Raw genomic sequence first — 15,163 nt, forward strand, 5'->3', positions numbered from 1 at the left:
GACAGTCGAGCCCATCCGATGAAGCCTCCCCAGTTCGAATACGCCGCGCCCGCCACCCTGCCCGAAGCGCTCGCGCTGCTCGCCCATCCGGACGGTGACGCAAAACCGCTGGCGGGCGGGCAGAGCCTGATGCCGGTGCTGGCCTTCCGCCTCGCCTCGCCGCGCCTGCTGGTCGACCTTCGAAAGCTGCCGGGCATGGACCGCATCGACATCGATGCCAGTGGCGTACGCATGGGCGCAAAGGTGCGCTGGCGCGACATCGAGCGCGATTCCCGCCTGAAGACCGCGCTGCCGCTGCTGGCCGAAGCGATCGGGCATGTCGCCCACTACCAGATCCGTAACCGCGGCACGGTCGGCGGCAGCCTCGCCCATGCCGACCCGGCTGCGGAGCTGCCCGGCATTGCAGTGGCCTGCGACGCGACGATAGAGATCGCCAGCGTGCGCGGCACCCGTAGCGTGGCTGCCGCCGATTTCTTCGAGGGTGCGCTGACCACGGTGCTGCAGCCCGATGAGCTGATCACCGCGATCACCTTCCCCGCCTGGCCCGCCACGCGCGCCAGCGCATTCGAGGAACTCGCGCGCCGCCACGGCGACTTCGCGATGGCGGGTACCGCGGTCTGGTTCGACCTCGACGCGGCCGGACGCGCGCGCGACACGCATATCGCGGTGATCGGCGCATCCGACCGTCCACGCCGGCTACCCGCCGCCGAGGCGAAGCTCGACGGCCAGGTCGTCGATGCCGGCACGATCGGCGAAGCTGCGTGCGCGGCCGCAGGCGCATGCGATCCCGCGGACGACCTGCATGCCAGCGCGGCCTATCGGCGGAACCTGGTCGGCGTACTGGTCGAGCGGGCGCTGGCAAGGGCACTGGCTGCCACGAAGAGTGGCGGCAGGGCAATCAATCGCAGCGGGGAGTCGCACTGATGGAAGTCTCGTTCAAGGTCAATGGCAATGCGGTGAAGGCCCAGGTCGAACCGCGCACCACCCTGTCGCTTTGCCTGCGCGACAACCTCAGGCTCACCGGTACCCATGTCGGTTGCGAGCACGGCGTATGCGGTGCCTGCACGGTGATCGTCGACGGCGAAGCCGTGCGCTCCTGCCTGACGCTGGCGGTACAGGTCGAGGGCCGTTCCATCACTACGGTCGAAGGGCTGGCCGACGGTGATGCGCTGTCTCCGCTGCAGGCGGCGTTCCGCCGCCACAATGCGCTGCAGTGCGGGTTCTGCACGCCGGGCATGCTCACCACCGCGCATGCGCTGCTCACCGACGAGCCGGACGCCAGCGCCGACCGCATCCGCGAGGTGCTGTCCGGCAACCTGTGCCGCTGCACCGGCTACGTGCCGATCGTCGAAGCGGTGCTGGATGCGCGCGCGGCCTATGGCGGCCCGGCCAGCGACGGTGCGGCCGGCCACGCTGCCACGGCCAACCCGACCGCGGGAGCCGGCCGATGAATGCCCGCCTGACCGACATCCTGCCGGAGTCCGCAGCCACCGCCGACGACGGCCCCTACATCGGCCGGTCCGTACAGCGGGTCGAAGACCTGCGGCTGCTGCGCGGCCTGGGCCGTTACGCCGACGACGTGGCGCTGCCCGGCATGCTGCATGCGGCGATGCTGCGCAGCTCGATCGCCCATGCCCGCGTACGCGGCATCGACGCGGGCGCAGCGCGCGCAATGCCAGGCGTGCATGCGGTGATCACCGCGGCCGAGATCGCCAGTGCGCCCGGCCAGCCGGTACCGACCGTCCCGCTCCGGCTGCAGCCACTGCCCTGCATGGAACCCTATCGCCAGCCGGTGATCGTGCAGGACCGTATCCGCCATGTCGGCGAGGTGATCGCGATCGTCATCGCGGACACGCTCGCCCTGGCCGAAGATGCGATGGAGGCGATCGAGCTCGACCTCGAGCAACTGCCTGCGGTCGCCGACTGGAAGACCTCGGCCGCCGACGAGACGCTGCTGTTCGACGCCACGACGACCAACCGCGGCGTCACCTTCACCGCCAGGCGCGGCGACGCCGATGCCGCGTTCGCGGCAGCCGTGCACATCCAGCGCGAGCACTTCACCGTCCAGCGCCAGGCGCCGGTGACGATGGAGGCGCGCGGCGTGGTCGCCGACTGGGATGCGGCAAACGGCCGGCTGATCGTGTACGGCGCGGCGAAGGTCCCGTTCTTCAACCGCCATGCCAGCGCACGGATGCTCGGCATGCCCGACAGCGCCGTCGACTTCATCGAGGGCGACACCGGAGGCAGCTTCGGCGCCCGCGGCGAGTTCTACGTCGAGGATTTCCTGGTGCCGTTCGCCGCGCGCCATGTCGGCCGTCCGGTCAAGTGGATCAGCGACCGGCGCGAAGACCTGATGACGATGGCGCAGTCGCGCGAGTGCGAGGCAGACGTCGAGATGGCCTTCGCGGCCGACGGCACCATCCTCGGCGTGCGCGGCACCGCCTGGTGCGACCTCGGTGCGTATCCGCGCACCAACGGGCTGATCCAGCCGCGCAACATCCCGCATTTCCTGACCAATGCCTACCGCATCGAAGCGGTGCACGTCGATTCGCACGTGCAGTTCACCAACAAGGGCCCAGCCGGTACCTACCGCGCACCCGGCCGCGCCGAGACCGCGATGTTCTGCGAACGGCTGATCGAACGCGGCGCGAAGGCGATGGGCCTCGATCCGATCGAGGTTCGTCGGCGCAACCTGGTCACCTCGAGCGACATGCCCTGGCACTTCGCGACGCTCACCCCGTCGGCACCGGAATCGAGCGGACTCTCCGAGGCCGACAGCGGCGACTACCTCGCCGCGTTCGAGCGCTGCCTGGCCGAGTTCGACTGGCAGGGCAAGCTCGCGCTGCAGGGCACGGTGGTCGACGGTCTCCATCACGGCATCGGCGTCGCCTGCTTCATCGAGGGCGGCGCGGCCGGCCCGCGCGAGAACGCGAAGATCGAACTCGCGCGCGACGGCTCGATCACGCTGTATGTCGGCTCCACCTCGGTCGGCCAGGGCCTGGAGACCTCGCTCGGACAGATCGCGGCCGATGCCCTCGGTATCCCGATGTCCGCGCTGACGCTGCTGCACGGGTCGACCACCTACCTGCACGAGGGCTTCGGCTCGTACCACTCGCGTTCCACCGTGATGGGCGGCTCGGCGATCATCGAAGCGGCCGGCAAGTTCAAGCAGGCCGTGCGCGAAGCGGCTGCGACCTACCTCGAGTGCCTGCCCGAGCAGGTCACGATCGCCGGCACCGAGGCGAAATCGCCACGCGGCCGCAGCATCGGCTTTGCCGAACTGGCGAAGAACGAAACGATCGTGGTCGATGGCACGTTCGCCAACCACCACCATACCTGGGCCTACGGGGCGGCCGCAGCGCATGTCGCGGTCGATGCGCGCACCGGTGACGTGTCCCTGCTCGACTATGTCGTGGTCGAGGACGTCGGCCGCGCGATCAATCCGCTGCTGCTGCGCGGGCAGTTGCTGGGCGGCACGGTGCAGGGACTGGGCGGCGCCTTCCTGGAAGAGATGGTGTACGACGCCGAGGGCCAGATGCTCACCGGCACGCTCGCCGACTACCTGGTGCCGACCGCGACGGACTTTCCGCGCCTGCGCGCGGTGATCACCGAGGACTTCCCGTCGCCGATCAACCCGATCGGTGCCAAGGGAGCCGGCGAAGGCGGCACGATCGTCGCCCCGGCGGTGATCGTCAACGCGATCGCCAACGCGCTCGGCGAGTACGGCGTGAACCCCACCTCGTTGCCGCTGTCGCCGTCACGGCTGTGGCACATGATCGACGACGCGCGGCGCGCCGCGCGCTGAACGCGAACCGCCGCCGCCCTTCCCCGCCTGGAGACACCGAGATGAGCCACGCCCGCCGTACGTTCCCCGATGCCCGCCGCCGCAGTGTCGCCCTGGCCGGCGGCGGCGGATTGCTGTCCGCGCTCGCCGGCGGCAGCGGCCTGCTGCTGCCAACGTCGGCAGCATACGCGCAGGCGGCGAAGTTCCCCGCGAAGCCGGTACGCGTCATCGCCGGCTTCGCTCCGGGTGGCGCTCTCGATCTCAATGCCCGGATAGCGGCGCAGGCCATCCAGGAGCAACTGGGCCAGCCTGGCATCGTCGAGAACCGGGCCGGGGCGTCGGGCGTGATCGGCACCGAGCACGTGATGCGGGCCGCGCCCGACGGCTACACGCTGCTGCTGGGCGCAGCGGGCACTCATGGCATCAATCCGGTGCTGCAGAAGCTGCCCTACGACCCGATCAAGGATTTCGCCCCGGTCTCGCTGGTCTCGTCGGTGCCCCATGTGCTGATCGTGCATCCGTCGCTGCCGGTGAAGACGCTCCAGGAGTTCGTGAAGTTCGCGCGCGCCAACCCGGGCCTCAATTACGCATCGTCGGGTACTGGCACCATCCACCACCTCGCGGCAGAAATGCTGCGCTCGATGATCGGAGCGCAGTTCGTGCATGTGCCCTACAAGGGCGCCGCGCCAGCAATGGCCGACGTGATCAGCGGCCAGGTGCCGTGGATGTCGATCGAGTACGCCCCCGCCGCGCCGATGATCAAGGCCGGCAAGCTGCGCGCCCTCGCGCTGGCGACGTCCAGGCGCGTGCCCGGCATCGACGTGCCGACATCAGCCGAGGGTGGCGTGCCCGGCTGGGAGGTCACCAACTGGTACGCGGTGTTCGCGCCCGCCGGCACCAGCCCGGAGGTGGTCGACACGCTGTCGAAAGCGATCGCCCGCGGGCTCGGCTCTGCCGAGGCGAAAGAGCGACTGTCCTCGCTCGGGGCGATCCCGATCGGCGGCACCCCGGCGGAACTCGCCGTGCTGGTGAAGTCCGAACTGGCGCGCTGGTCGGCGATCGTCAAGTCGGCCAACGTCAAGATCGACTGAGTACCCGCAACAGCCTGCGGGCGCCCGCGGCAGCGCCCGACGGGTCGGCTACAATCACCGCTTCTGCGGGCTTCGCTGTCCGCTCCTGCGTGCGGCGCTGCCCGCCGTTGCCGGCCGCCCGCCGGTCGATCCGGGCGGTGCAACCGCCGCTCGCGCTCCACCGGAACTTCCGCATGCCTTCTTCCTCTGCCCGCCGCCGCCTGCGCGAACGCCTGACCTCGGGCCCGATGGTGGTCGCTCCCGGCATCTACGATGCCTACGGGGCCCGCCTGACCGAGATGGCCGGCTTCGAGGCCGTGTACATGACGGGCAACGGCGTCTCCGCCAGCCTTCTGGGCAGGGCCGATGTCGGCCTGATCGACCTCACGCTGTTCTCCCAGCATGCGCACCGAGCCGCTGCCGCGGTCGAGATCCCGCTGATCTGCGACGCTGACACCGGCTACGGCAACGCGGTGAACGTTCGCCGCACGGTCGAAGAGTTCGAGGCCGGCGGTGTTGCCGCCATCCACCTCGAAGACCAGGTGATGCCGAAGAAGTGCGGCCACATCCCGGGCGCACGTCCGGTCGTCTCGCTGCTCGAGCATGCCCGGAAGATCGAGGCCGCGGTTGCCGCGCGCCGCGATCCGGATTTCCTGATCATCGCCCGCACCGACGCCGCCGGCGGGCTCGGGCTGGTCGAGGCGATCGCACGGGCGAAAGCCTACCGGTCGGCCGGCGCGGATGTGACCTTCGTCGAGATGAAGAACAGCCCGACGCTGCTCGACGACATGAAGCGGGTGACCGGGTCCGTGGACGCACCGGCACTGGTCAATGTCGAGGAAAGCGGCGCTCTGGGACAGCTGACGGCTGCCCAGCTGGAAGAACTCGGTTTCCGGATCGCGATCTACCCCGGGCTCGCGCGCTATGCGGCCGGCTTCGGTATCCGGCACGCGCTCGACACGCTCAAGCGCGACGGCAACACGAAGTCCGCGCGCGACCGGATGCTGTCCTTCAAGGACTACAACGAGGCACTCAAGCTCGACGACATCATCGAGTGGGAAGGGAAGTACCTGCCCCCGGCAGACTGATCCAGCCACCGCACCCCTCGTTCCTGCACCGCCCGTCCCGAGCCGGGACACCGCCTGACCGCCTTGCGAAGAGATACCGGAGCCCACGCCATGCCGACCCTGATGCTTTCGAAGAACTTCATCGACGAACATGCCGCACGGCTGGCGCAGATCGAGAAGGCGAACAACACGACCTTCGAACTGGTACGGCTGGACACGAAGCTCGTCTACCTGCCCGACGAGATCGCCTCGCGCATCGACGCCGGCTTCCTGTCGCGCGACATCCGCTTCGGTTCGATGTCGCATGCCGGGCACTACGAGCCGGTGCCAGAGGCCTGCCCGCACTTCTTCAAGCCGATCGACCAGTCGAAGGGCTTCAAGTGGCTGCAGATCGCCAGCGCCGGCATCGACCGCCCGATCTACGGCGAACTGATGGCACGCGGCATCCGCGTGTCGACCGGTGCCGGTACCCATGCCGAGCCGATCGCCCAGACCACGATCGGCGCGATGCTGATGCTGTCGCGCGGCTTCATGAAGTGGCTGCCGGCGCAGCGCGCCCACAAGTGGCATGCGCTGCGTGACGCCGAGGCGCCGAAAGACCTGCGCGGCCAGACGATGGTGATCGTCGGCGTCGGCTCGATCGGCGGCTTCACCGCGCCGATCGCGAAGGCACTCGGCCTGAAGGTGATCGGCGTGCGGCGCAGCCCGAAGCGGCCCGACGACGTGGTCGACGAGATCGTGCATCCATCGAAGCTGGACGAACTGCTGCCGAAGACCGACTGGCTGATGCTCTGCTGCCCGCTGAGCGACGAGACGCGCGGCATGATCGATGCACGCCGGCTCGCGCTGTTGCCGAAAGGCGCGCACCTGCTCAACGTCGCGCGCGGCCCGGTGGTGGTCGAGCAGGACCTGATCGCCGCGCTGCGCTCCGGCCACCTCGGCGGCGCCTTCCTCGACGTGTTCGAGACCGAGCCTCTGCAGGCCGAATCGCCGCTGTGGGACATGCCGAACGTGATCTGCACGCCGCACAACTCGTCGACCTCGGACGGCAATGAAGCGCGCGTGTCGACGATCTTCCTCGAGAACCTCGATCGCTGGTGCAAGGGCCAGCCGCTGATCAACGAAGTGAAGGCCTGAGACCCGACATGACAACGCTGAACATCATCAGTGCCGGTGCCATGCAGGCAGTCGTCACCGCCCTCGCCCCCGTGTTCGAGAAAGTCTCCGGCGCGACCGTGTCGGTCACCTTCGGTGCGGTCGGACAGCAGAAGGCTCGCGTACTCGCCGGCGAACCGGCGGACGTGATCCTGCTTACCCCTGAGATGCTCGACGACCTCGCGGCCACTGGATGGGTCGTGCCGGGTTCGCAGCGCACGCTCGGCCGGGTCGGCATGGGCGTGGTGGTGCCGAAGGGTCATCCGCCGGTGGACGTGTCCACGCCGGAGGCGCTGCGTGCCACGATGCTGGCGGCCAGCATGGTCGTCTACCCCGATCCGCAGATCGCGTCGGCCGGGCGCAACTTCGACAATGCACTGATCAAGCTGGGCATCCGCGACGCGCTCTCCGACCGCATTCGCCACTTCCCGAACGGTAACGTGTCGATGACCTGGCTCGGCGAACAGCGCATCCCGGGTTCGATCGGTGTCACTCAGGTGAGCGAGATCAAGCCGATACCGACGATCGACCTTCTGGCCGAGATACCGGGCGACCTGCAGGTGATCACCGCCTACGGCGCGGCCCGCGCCGCAAAGGGCCGCGAAGCGGCGCTCGGCCAGGCCTTCTTCGACCTGCTGTGCTCCGCGCAGGGGCGTGCAGTGATCGTCACGGCGGGGTTCTCCCCGGTCGACTGACGGGTTAAAGTCCTCCGCAAACAAGGACAACGCTCCGAAGGAGGAGAACATGAGAGCACCCGTTCCGCGACAGGATGCCGTGCATCTGCTGTCGCTCGCGTTCGCTGGGCTGCTGCTACCTTCTGCAGCCGCAGCCCAGCCGGTATTCCCGGCCAAGCCCATCCGCCTGATCTGTCCGTTCACCCCGGGCGGCCCGACCGACCAGACCGCCCGGCTGCTGGCGCAGAAAGTCACCGAGGCCTGGGGCCAGCAGGTCGTGGTCGAGAACCGCGGCGGCGCCAACGGCAACATCGGCATGGAACTGGCGGTGAAGTCCCCGCCCGACGGCTACACCTGGGTTATCGCGACGGTCGGCACGATCGCGGTAAATCCGTCGCTCTACAAGCTGCCGTTCGACATGCTGAAGGACTTCGCGCCGGTGATCCACCTGACCAGTTCCCCGGCGGTGCTGGTAGTCAATCCGTCGCTGCCGGTGAAGTCGGTGAAGGAACTGATCGCGCTGGCAAGGAAGCGTCCCGGCGAACTCACCTTCGGATCGTCCGGTTCGGGTGGCCTCGGGCACATCTCCGGCGAGATGTTCAAGCAGCTGGCCGGGCTCGACATGGTGCACGTGCCCTACAAGAGCTCCGCACCGGCCCTGATGGACCTGCTCGGCGGCCAGACCTCGATGCAGTTCGAGAACACGATCAGCGCGACGCCGCACATCCGCAGCGGCCGGCTGCGTGCGCTGGCGGTGACCACCGAGACGCGCTCGCCGGTGCTGCCGAGCGTGCCCACGGTGGCCGAGTCCGGATTGCCGGGCTACGCCAACAATTCCTGGAACGGCATCCTCGTGCCGGCCGGTACGCCGCGCGAGATCATCAACCGCATCAACGCCGAACTGGTGCGCATCCTGAAGGAGCCGGACGTGCGCGAACGGCTGACCGGAGTCGGTGCCGACATTGCCGGGAGCACCCCGGAAGCGTTCGGCGCGATGATCCGTTCCGAGATCGAGAAGCTGGCCAAGGTGGTGAAGACGGCGAAGGTCCGGATCGACTGAGCCGGCCGGTCCGATTGATTCAGCGCGGCCAGGGCCGGCATCATTTGAGCCCCCGGCGCTGCGGGAGTAAAGTGGACGGGTAGCCGGAAATCATCCAACTGCGGCCGGACCGCGCCGCGATCCCCAGGAGAGAGACATGACCCAGTCGCGCGTTCCCGTGCACCACATCAACATCGGCTGCCGCCGTTCGGACCTGCCGAAGATCGAGACGTTCTACGAAGGGCTGCTGGGCCTGAAGGTGGGCTATCGCCCGCCCTTTCCGTCCGAGGGCATCTGGATGTACGACGGCGACCACCCGCTGCTCCATGTCGTCGTCCGTTTCCCGGAAGACTGGGCCGGCATCGACGAGGCGCATTCGGGCTACGACCACACCGCCTACCACTGCGTCGGGATTGACGACTACCGCTCGCGCATCAAGGCCCTCGGCGTCGAGTACGAAGAGCAGCTGGTATCGACCAATGCCTACCAGGTCTTCACCAAGGACCCGGTCGGCAACAAGGTCGAGCTGATCTTCCCGGACGAGACGGTGGCCAACGGCGTTGCCGAAGGCACGCTGTCGTCCTCCCAGTTCGGCACCCGGACGAAGATGCCGGAAACCGTCTGATTGCCAGCCGGCAGTACCCCGAAGCCGCGGTTCGGTAGAATCGCGGCTTTTTCGTGCCCGTCGCGCGCGCCACGATGCGTGCCGCGTGACACCCGCATGCCAGGAGCCGTACATGGAAGAAGTCACCCGAATCCTCGCCCGCTATGTCGTCGAGTCGCGTTTCGAATCGATCCCGACCGCCACCCGCCACCATGCCACGCGCACCTTCGTCAACTGGCTCGGCTGCGCGATCGGCGGCTCGCACCATGAGGGCATGGACATCGCGCTGGCCGCGCTGGCGCCGATGGCAGGCGCAGCCCAGGCCTCGGTGCTCGGCCGCGGCGAACGGCTCGACATCCTGCATGCCGCACTGCTCAACGGCATCAGCTCGCACATGTTCGACTTCGACGACACCCACCTGAAGACGGTGATCCACCCGGCCGGCCCGGTGTGCTCGGCGATCCTGGCCCTGGCCGAGCATCGTCCGGTCAGCGGCGAAGACTTCGTGCATGCGCTGGTGCTGGGCGTCGAGGTCGAGTGCCGGATCGGCAACTCGGTCTATCCGAACCACTACGACACCGGCTGGCACATCACCGGCACCGCGGGCGTGATGGGCGCGGCGGCCGCCTGCGGCAAGCTGCTCGGACTGAACGAGCAGCAGATGGTCTGGGCGCTGGGCATCGCCGCCACCCAGTCCTCCGGCCTGCGCGAGATGTTCGGCACCATGTGCAAGCCGTTCCACCCCGGCAATGCCGCGAAGAACGGCCTGATGTCCGCGCTGCTCGCCGAGAAGAACTTCACCAGCTCGAACCGCGGTATCGAGGCGCCGCGCGGCTTCGCCCATGTGCTGTCGACGAAGTTCGATCCGTCGGAGATCATCGACGGCCTGGGCAAGACCTTCGAGATCGACCTCAACACCTACAAGCCGTTCGCCTGTGGCATCGTGATCCACCCGATCATCGATGCCTGCGTGCAGTTGCGTAACGAACACAAGCTGGCCGGCGACGAGATCGAGTCGGTGCTGGCCAAGGTGCATCCGCTGGTGCTCGAACTCACCGGCAAGAAGACGCCGCAGACCGGCCTCGAAGGCAAGTTCAGCGTCTACCACTCCGCCGCGGCCGGCTTCATCTACGGTGCGGCCGGCGAGCGCGAGTACAGCGATGCGGTGGTGCGCGACGCCAGGGTGATCGCGCTGCGCGACAAGGTCACCGCGGTGGTCGACACCACGATGCACGAGGACCAGACCCTGGTCGAGGTGAAGCTGAAGGACGGTCGCACGCTCAGCAAGTACGTGGAAGCAGCCATCGGCAGCCTGAAGCGGCCGCAGACCGATGCCGACCTGGAGGCGAAGTTCCGCGGGCTGGCCGAAGACGTGCTGCCGAAGGCGCAGGTGGACAAGGTGCTGGGTCTGGCGTGGAAGGTCGGCGCGCTGGCCAGTGCCGGGGACGTGGCCGCAGCGGCGCGCAAGTAGGGCGAACGGCGGACCCTCGCCCGGGCGATCGCGGTCGTCCGGGGCAGTGACGGCACCGGGCGGCGCACGCGCCGGCCGGTGCTGTGTCGTCAGGCGGGCCGGCGCGGCACCAGCACGTTGGCGACCAGTTCCTGCATCACCTCGCGCTTCTGGTTGTAGGTCAGCGTGCGCAGCTTGACGATCCCGCGATCCGGCCGCGAGCCCGACGGACGGGCTTCAAGGATCTCGGTGACCGCGGTCAGGACATCCCCCGGGCGGGTCGGCGTCGGCCAGCGCAACAGTTCGATGCCCAAACCAACGCGCCCGCGATCGTCCGAGCGCATGTCGCCCCCGATCACCAGCTTCATCGTCAGGGCGGCGGTATACCAGCCGCTGCCGATCAGGCCACCAAAGATCGACGCACGCCCAGCCTCGGGATCGGTGTGCATGGGCTGCGGATCGAACGCCTGCGCGAAGCGGATCATCTCCGCCTCCTCCATCGTTACCGTGCCGGTATTGAAGTGCCGGCCGACCGTCATGTCCTCGAAGTAGATGGCCCCGTCCGGGGCACCTGTGGTCTCGTCGTTCAAATCGCACTCCTGTCTGCATTCATCGCATGCATCGCGGCGGCTCGTGCCGGCTGTTCCGGTAGCTGCCGTTCCTATTGCATGTGCCAGCCATGGCTGACGATCACCGACTGCCCGGTCAGCGCAGCGCTCGGAAACGCGGCCAGGAACAGCGCGGTCTGCGCGACGTCCTCGACCGTGGTGAACACCCCGTCGACCGTGTCCTTCAGCATGATCGTACGCACCACTTCGTCCTCGCTGATGCCGTGGCGCCGCGCGAGCTCGGGAATCTGCGCGATCACCAGCGGCGTCTTCACGAAGCCGGGGCAGATCACGTTGGTGCGCACGCCCTGCGGACCGCCTTCCTTGGCTACCGCCTTCGCCAGGCCGACCAGCGCGTGCTTGGCCGACACATAGGGCGCCTTCAGCGCCGAGGCTTCCCTGGAATGCACCGAGCCCATGTACAGCAGGCAGCCACCGCGCCCGGCTGCGTACATCCGGCGCAGCGCGGCGCGCGTGCAGAGGAATGCGCCGTCGAGGTGGATGCCGATCATCCGGCGCCATTCGTCGAAGGTGAAGTCCTGTACCGGCTTGACCATCTGGATGCCGGCGTTGGAGACCACGATGTCGATGTCGCCGAAGGCGGCCGTACAGGCATCGAACCCGGCCTCGACCTGCAGTTCGTCGGTCACGTCCATCGCGACGGCGATCGCCCGGCCGCCGGCTGCGTTGATCGCGGCGGCCGCCGCCTCGGCGCCTGGCCCGTTCAGATCGGCCAGCGCCACCGCGCAGCCCGCCTCCGCGTACACCCCGGCGATCGCGCGGCCGATGCCGCTGGCTGAACCGGTCACCAGCGCAGTCTTCCCGTCGAGCCGCTGCCCGCCGCTCATGCCCGGCCCTCCCTGCGCAGCACGCGTCCGGGCCGCTCACCGGTCGCGCATCCGTCGCGCCACACAGGCGTGCCGTTCACCATCACCGTGTGGATGCCGGCGGCCGGTTGCACCGGCGCATCGAAGGTGGCGCTGTCGATCACGGTTGCAGGGTCGAACAGCACGAGGTCGGCGAACGCACCCTGCGCCACGCGGCCGCGGCCGTGCAGCCCGAAGCGCGCGGCCGGCAGCCCGGTCATCTTGTGCACCGCGACCTCCAGCGGGAACAACCCGAGGTCGCGGCTGTAATGGCCCAGCACGCGGGGGAAGGTGCCCCACAGTCGCGGATGCGGGCTGGCATCGTGCGGCAGGCCGTCGGAACCGATCATGGTCTCGGGAAAGGCCAGGATACGCTGCACGTCGTGTTCGTCCATCATGAAATAGATCGCTCCTGCAGGTTGCAGACGCTGTACGGCCTCTTCGGCCGCGATGCCCCACCCGGCCGCGACCTGCGCAAGATCGCGGCCGGCGCATTCCGGATGCGGCGTCGACCAGGCGACCAGCACCCGCGAGGACATCGCCAGTCGCGACGCGCTGAGCACGGTCGAGGACGCTTCGTAAGGGTAGCAGTCGAGCGACACCGGCTGCCGCTGCATGGCATCGGCGATCCGTGCGAGCGTCTCCACCGACCGCCCGTGGTTGGCCAGGCCAGCCACCTTGTGGTGCGAGATCACCACTCCGATGCCGCAGGCCCGGCCGATCTCCAGCGTCTCGTCGATCGCCGGCAGGATCGCCTCGGCCTCGTTGCGCATGTGGGTCACGTACAACCCGCCGCAGTCGGTCAGCCGGCGCGACAGCTCGATCAGCTCCGAGGTCGGCGCGGCTGCGGCCGGCGGATAGAAGGTGCCGGTCGACAGGCCGATCGCCCCGGCCTGCATCGCCTCGTCGATCGCCGCGCACATGCGGCGACACTCCGCCGGCGATGCCGCGCGCGACAGGTCGTCCATCGCGGCCGCGCGCAGCGTCGAATGGCCGACCAGGAAGGCCGCGTTGGTCGCGGCCGGGTGACGCTCGAACGCATCGAAGTAGTCGCGGAAGGTCGGGAAGCGGAACCACTCGCCGCTCGCATCGAGCAGGTCGAGCGGCTGCGGCGGACGGCCGCGGCCAGAGAGCCCGGCGAGCGAGATGCCGCAGTTGCCGGCAACCACCGTGGTCACGCCCTGGCTGACCTTGGGCGACATCGCGCCGCCATCGATCAGCATGCGGTCGTCATGGGTGTGCACGTCGATGAAACCCGGCGCCAGCGCGAGCCCGGATGCGTCGATCGAGGCTGCGCCGCGCAGCGTCCCGGGCGCGCCCAGCGCGGCAATGCGATCGCCGTCGATCGCGACATCGCCGGCGAATCGGGGCGCGCCGCTGCCGTCGAACACGGTCGCGTTCGAGATCACCAGCGCGGGGGCCCGCTGCGAAGCTGCGAGGATCGTCGATCCGCCCCCGGGCTCAGTCTGCATCCGGCAGCACCTTGCCCGGATTCATGATCCCCAGCGGGTCGAGCGCGTGCTTGATCGCCTGCATGGCCATCACCGCTCCCTCGCCATGCTCGCGCGCGAGGTAACCGCGCTTGCCGATGCCGATGCCGTGCTCGCCCGTGCAGGTTCCACCAGCATCGATCGCACGCTCGACGAGTGCTGCATGCAGCGATACGGTCAGCGCGCGTTCGCGATCGTCGCGCGCGAGATAGGTCACGTGGAAGTTGCCGTCGCCGACATGGCCGACGATCGGCGCCAGCAGGCCGGCAGCCTGGCTGTCGTGCTGCGCCGCCAGCACGCATTCGGCCAGCCGCGAGATGGGTACGCAGACATCGGCGACCATGCTGTGCGCGCCGGGCTGCAGCGCCAGTGCGGCGTAATACGCGGCATGCCTCGCCTTCCACAGGCGGTTGCGTTCCTCGGTCTTCTCAGCCCGGCGGAAGGCACCGCCGCCATGGCTCGCCGCCAGCCCCGCGACGGTGGCCGTCTGCTCGGCCACGCCGGCCTCGCTGCCGTGGAACTCGTAAAAAAGGGTCGGTGCCGGCACGAATTCGTCGAGCTTCGAATAGGCAATGGACGCCTGCATCTGCAGTTCGTCCAGCAGTTCGATGCGCGCCACCGGGACGCCGAGCTGTATCGTCTCGATCACGCTGCGCACCGCTCCTTCGAGCGAGTCGAACTGGCATACCGCGGAGGCGATCCGTTCCGGCTGGCCGTAGAGCTTCAGCTGCACCTCGGTGATCACGCCCAGCGTGCCTTCGGAGCCGACGAACAGGCGGGTCAGGTCGTAGCCGGCGGCCGACTTGCGCGCCCGCCCGCCGGTGCGGATGACCTCCCCTGACGGGGTGACGACGGTCAGCCCCAGCACGTTCTCGCGCATCGTGCCGTAGCGCACCGCATTGGTTCCCGATGCACGGGTCGAGGCCATCCCGCCCAGCGACGCGTCGGCGCCCGGATCGATCGGGAAGAACAGGCCATGCTCCTTCAGCGCATCGTTGAGCTGCAGCCGGGTCACGCCCGCCTGCACGCGTGCATCGAGGTCGTCGACGTTGACCGAAAGCACCCGGTTCATGCGCGACAGGTCGAGCGACAGCCCGCCACGCACCGGGATCGACGCGCCCTCGATGCCGGTGCCGGTTCCGAACGGCACCACCGGCATGCGGCAGGCCGATGCGAGCCGGAGTGCCGCCGATACGTCGTCGGTCGACTCGACGAACAGCACGGCGTCCGGCAGCGCATGCGCATGGCCGGACTCGTCGCGGGAATGCTGCTCGCGGATCGCATGGGTCGTCTGCAAGCGGTCGCCGGCCAGCGCGCGCAAGCGGTCCAGGGTCCCTGCTTCGATCATCGAGGCCT

The 15,163-nt window shown here is 68.7% G+C and carries 14 protein-coding genes; 10 read left to right on the forward strand and 4 right to left on the reverse strand.

The window, feature by feature from the left end; all coding sequences use genetic code 11:
• The first annotated feature begins 18 nt into the window (after window positions 1-18).
• The 10 genes from ING98_18460 to ING98_18505 all read left to right on the forward strand — a co-directional run bounded on the left by ING98_18460 (window position 19) and on the right by ING98_18505 (window position 10,864).
• Window positions 19-924, forward strand: a complete 906-nt coding sequence (locus tag ING98_18460) for a xanthine dehydrogenase family protein subunit M (protein MCA3103854.1) — start codon at window positions 19-21, stop codon at window positions 922-924.
• Window positions 924-1,451, forward strand: coding sequence for a (2Fe-2S)-binding protein (locus ING98_18465; GenBank protein MCA3103855.1), 528 nt, complete (start codon window positions 924-926; stop codon window positions 1,449-1,451). Before ING98_18460 ends, ING98_18465 begins: the two co-directional genes overlap by 1 nt.
• On the forward strand, window positions 1,448-3,805 hold the full coding sequence (locus tag ING98_18470; protein MCA3103856.1) for a xanthine dehydrogenase family protein molybdopterin-binding subunit: 2,358 nt from the start codon (window positions 1,448-1,450) through the stop codon (window positions 3,803-3,805). The genes ING98_18465 and ING98_18470 overlap by 4 nt, the downstream gene beginning before the upstream one ends.
• Window positions 3,806-3,846: 41 nt before the next feature.
• Entirely contained in the window at window positions 3,847-4,875 is a 1,029-nt protein-coding gene (locus tag ING98_18475) for a tripartite tricarboxylate transporter substrate binding protein (GenBank protein ID MCA3103857.1), read from the forward strand.
• A gap of 173 nt (window positions 4,876-5,048) precedes the next feature.
• A complete protein-coding gene (locus ING98_18480; GenBank protein ID MCA3103858.1) occupies window positions 5,049-5,942 on the forward strand; it encodes an oxaloacetate decarboxylase in 894 nt (297 codons plus the stop codon).
• 90 nt (window positions 5,943-6,032) lie between these two features.
• Window positions 6,033-7,058, forward strand: coding sequence for a D-2-hydroxyacid dehydrogenase (locus ING98_18485; GenBank protein MCA3103859.1), 1,026 nt, complete (start codon window positions 6,033-6,035; stop codon window positions 7,056-7,058).
• An 8-nt stretch (window positions 7,059-7,066) separates the two neighbouring features.
• A complete protein-coding gene (locus ING98_18490) occupies window positions 7,067-7,771 on the forward strand; it encodes a substrate-binding domain-containing protein (protein ID MCA3103860.1) in 705 nt (234 codons plus the stop codon).
• Window positions 7,772-7,820: 49 nt separating this feature from the next.
• Window positions 7,821-8,810, forward strand: coding sequence for a tripartite tricarboxylate transporter substrate binding protein (locus ING98_18495; GenBank protein MCA3103861.1), 990 nt, complete (start codon window positions 7,821-7,823; stop codon window positions 8,808-8,810).
• Window positions 8,811-8,946: 136 nt separating this feature from the next.
• Window positions 8,947-9,414, forward strand: a complete 468-nt coding sequence (locus ING98_18500) for a hypothetical protein (protein MCA3103862.1) — start codon at window positions 8,947-8,949, stop codon at window positions 9,412-9,414.
• A gap of 112 nt (window positions 9,415-9,526) precedes the next feature.
• On the forward strand, window positions 9,527-10,864 hold the full coding sequence (locus tag ING98_18505) for an MmgE/PrpD family protein (GenBank protein ID MCA3103863.1): 1,338 nt from the start codon (window positions 9,527-9,529) through the stop codon (window positions 10,862-10,864).
• A gap of 89 nt (window positions 10,865-10,953) precedes the next feature.
• Here ING98_18505 and ING98_18510 read toward each other — a convergent pair whose 3' ends face one another.
• From ING98_18510 to ING98_18525, 4 genes are all read right to left on the reverse strand, one after another.
• Window positions 10,954-11,382, reverse strand: a complete 429-nt coding sequence (locus tag ING98_18510) for a MaoC family dehydratase (GenBank protein MCA3103864.1) — start codon at window positions 11,380-11,382, stop codon at window positions 10,954-10,956.
• 122 nt (window positions 11,383-11,504) lie between these two features.
• Window positions 11,505-12,299 carry a 3-hydroxybutyrate dehydrogenase gene (locus ING98_18515; protein ID MCA3103865.1) on the reverse strand — a complete coding sequence of 265 codons (795 nt, stop codon included), beginning with the start codon at window positions 12,297-12,299 and terminating at the stop codon, window positions 11,505-11,507.
• Complete coding sequence (locus ING98_18520; protein ID MCA3103866.1) at window positions 12,296-13,789, reverse strand: D-aminoacylase; 1,494 nt, start codon at window positions 13,787-13,789, stop codon at window positions 12,296-12,298. Before ING98_18520 ends, ING98_18515 begins: the two co-directional genes overlap by 4 nt.
• The gene (locus tag ING98_18525) at window positions 13,779-15,155 is read right to left on the reverse strand and encodes an FAD-binding protein (protein MCA3103867.1); all 1,377 of its coding nucleotides are present in this window, start codon (window positions 15,153-15,155) and stop codon (window positions 13,779-13,781) included. The genes ING98_18520 and ING98_18525 overlap by 11 nt, the downstream gene beginning before the upstream one ends.
• Window positions 15,156-15,163: the final 8 nt, after the last annotated feature.

Source organism: Rhodocyclaceae bacterium, assembly GCA_020248265.1.
Lineage (GTDB): Bacteria > Pseudomonadota > Gammaproteobacteria > Burkholderiales > CAIKXV01 > CAIKXV01.

What these genes read in the sequence shown, in the direction of transcription:
- ING98_18480 (MCA3103858.1), top strand. Translation starts at nt 5,049, where the DNA reads ATGCCTTCTTCCTCTGCCCGCCGCCGCCTGCGCGAACGCCTGACCTCG.
- ING98_18505 (MCA3103863.1), top strand. Translation starts at nt 9,527, where the DNA reads ATGGAAGAAGTCACCCGAATCCTCGCCCGCTATGTCGTCGAGTCGCGT.
- ING98_18500 (MCA3103862.1), top strand. Translation starts at nt 8,947, where the DNA reads ATGACCCAGTCGCGCGTTCCCGTGCACCACATCAACATCGGCTGCCGC.
- ING98_18470 (MCA3103856.1), top strand. Translation starts at nt 1,448, where the DNA reads ATGAATGCCCGCCTGACCGACATCCTGCCGGAGTCCGCAGCCACCGCC.
- ING98_18510 (MCA3103864.1), bottom strand. Translation starts at nt 11,382, where the DNA reads ATGACGGTCGGCCGGCACTTCAATACCGGCACGGTAACGATGGAGGAG.
- ING98_18475 (MCA3103857.1), top strand. Translation starts at nt 3,847, where the DNA reads ATGAGCCACGCCCGCCGTACGTTCCCCGATGCCCGCCGCCGCAGTGTC.
- ING98_18520 (MCA3103866.1), bottom strand. Translation starts at nt 13,789, where the DNA reads ATGCAGACTGAGCCCGGGGGCGGATCGACGATCCTCGCAGCTTCGCAG.
- ING98_18495 (MCA3103861.1), top strand. Translation starts at nt 7,821, where the DNA reads ATGAGAGCACCCGTTCCGCGACAGGATGCCGTGCATCTGCTGTCGCTC.
- ING98_18515 (MCA3103865.1), bottom strand. Translation starts at nt 12,299, where the DNA reads ATGAGCGGCGGGCAGCGGCTCGACGGGAAGACTGCGCTGGTGACCGGT.
- ING98_18465 (MCA3103855.1), top strand. Translation starts at nt 924, where the DNA reads ATGGAAGTCTCGTTCAAGGTCAATGGCAATGCGGTGAAGGCCCAGGTC.
- ING98_18485 (MCA3103859.1), top strand. Translation starts at nt 6,033, where the DNA reads ATGCCGACCCTGATGCTTTCGAAGAACTTCATCGACGAACATGCCGCA.
- ING98_18525 (MCA3103867.1), bottom strand. Translation starts at nt 15,155, where the DNA reads ATGATCGAAGCAGGGACCCTGGACCGCTTGCGCGCGCTGGCCGGCGAC.
- ING98_18490 (MCA3103860.1), top strand. Translation starts at nt 7,067, where the DNA reads ATGACAACGCTGAACATCATCAGTGCCGGTGCCATGCAGGCAGTCGTC.
- ING98_18460 (MCA3103854.1), top strand. Translation starts at nt 19, where the DNA reads ATGAAGCCTCCCCAGTTCGAATACGCCGCGCCCGCCACCCTGCCCGAA.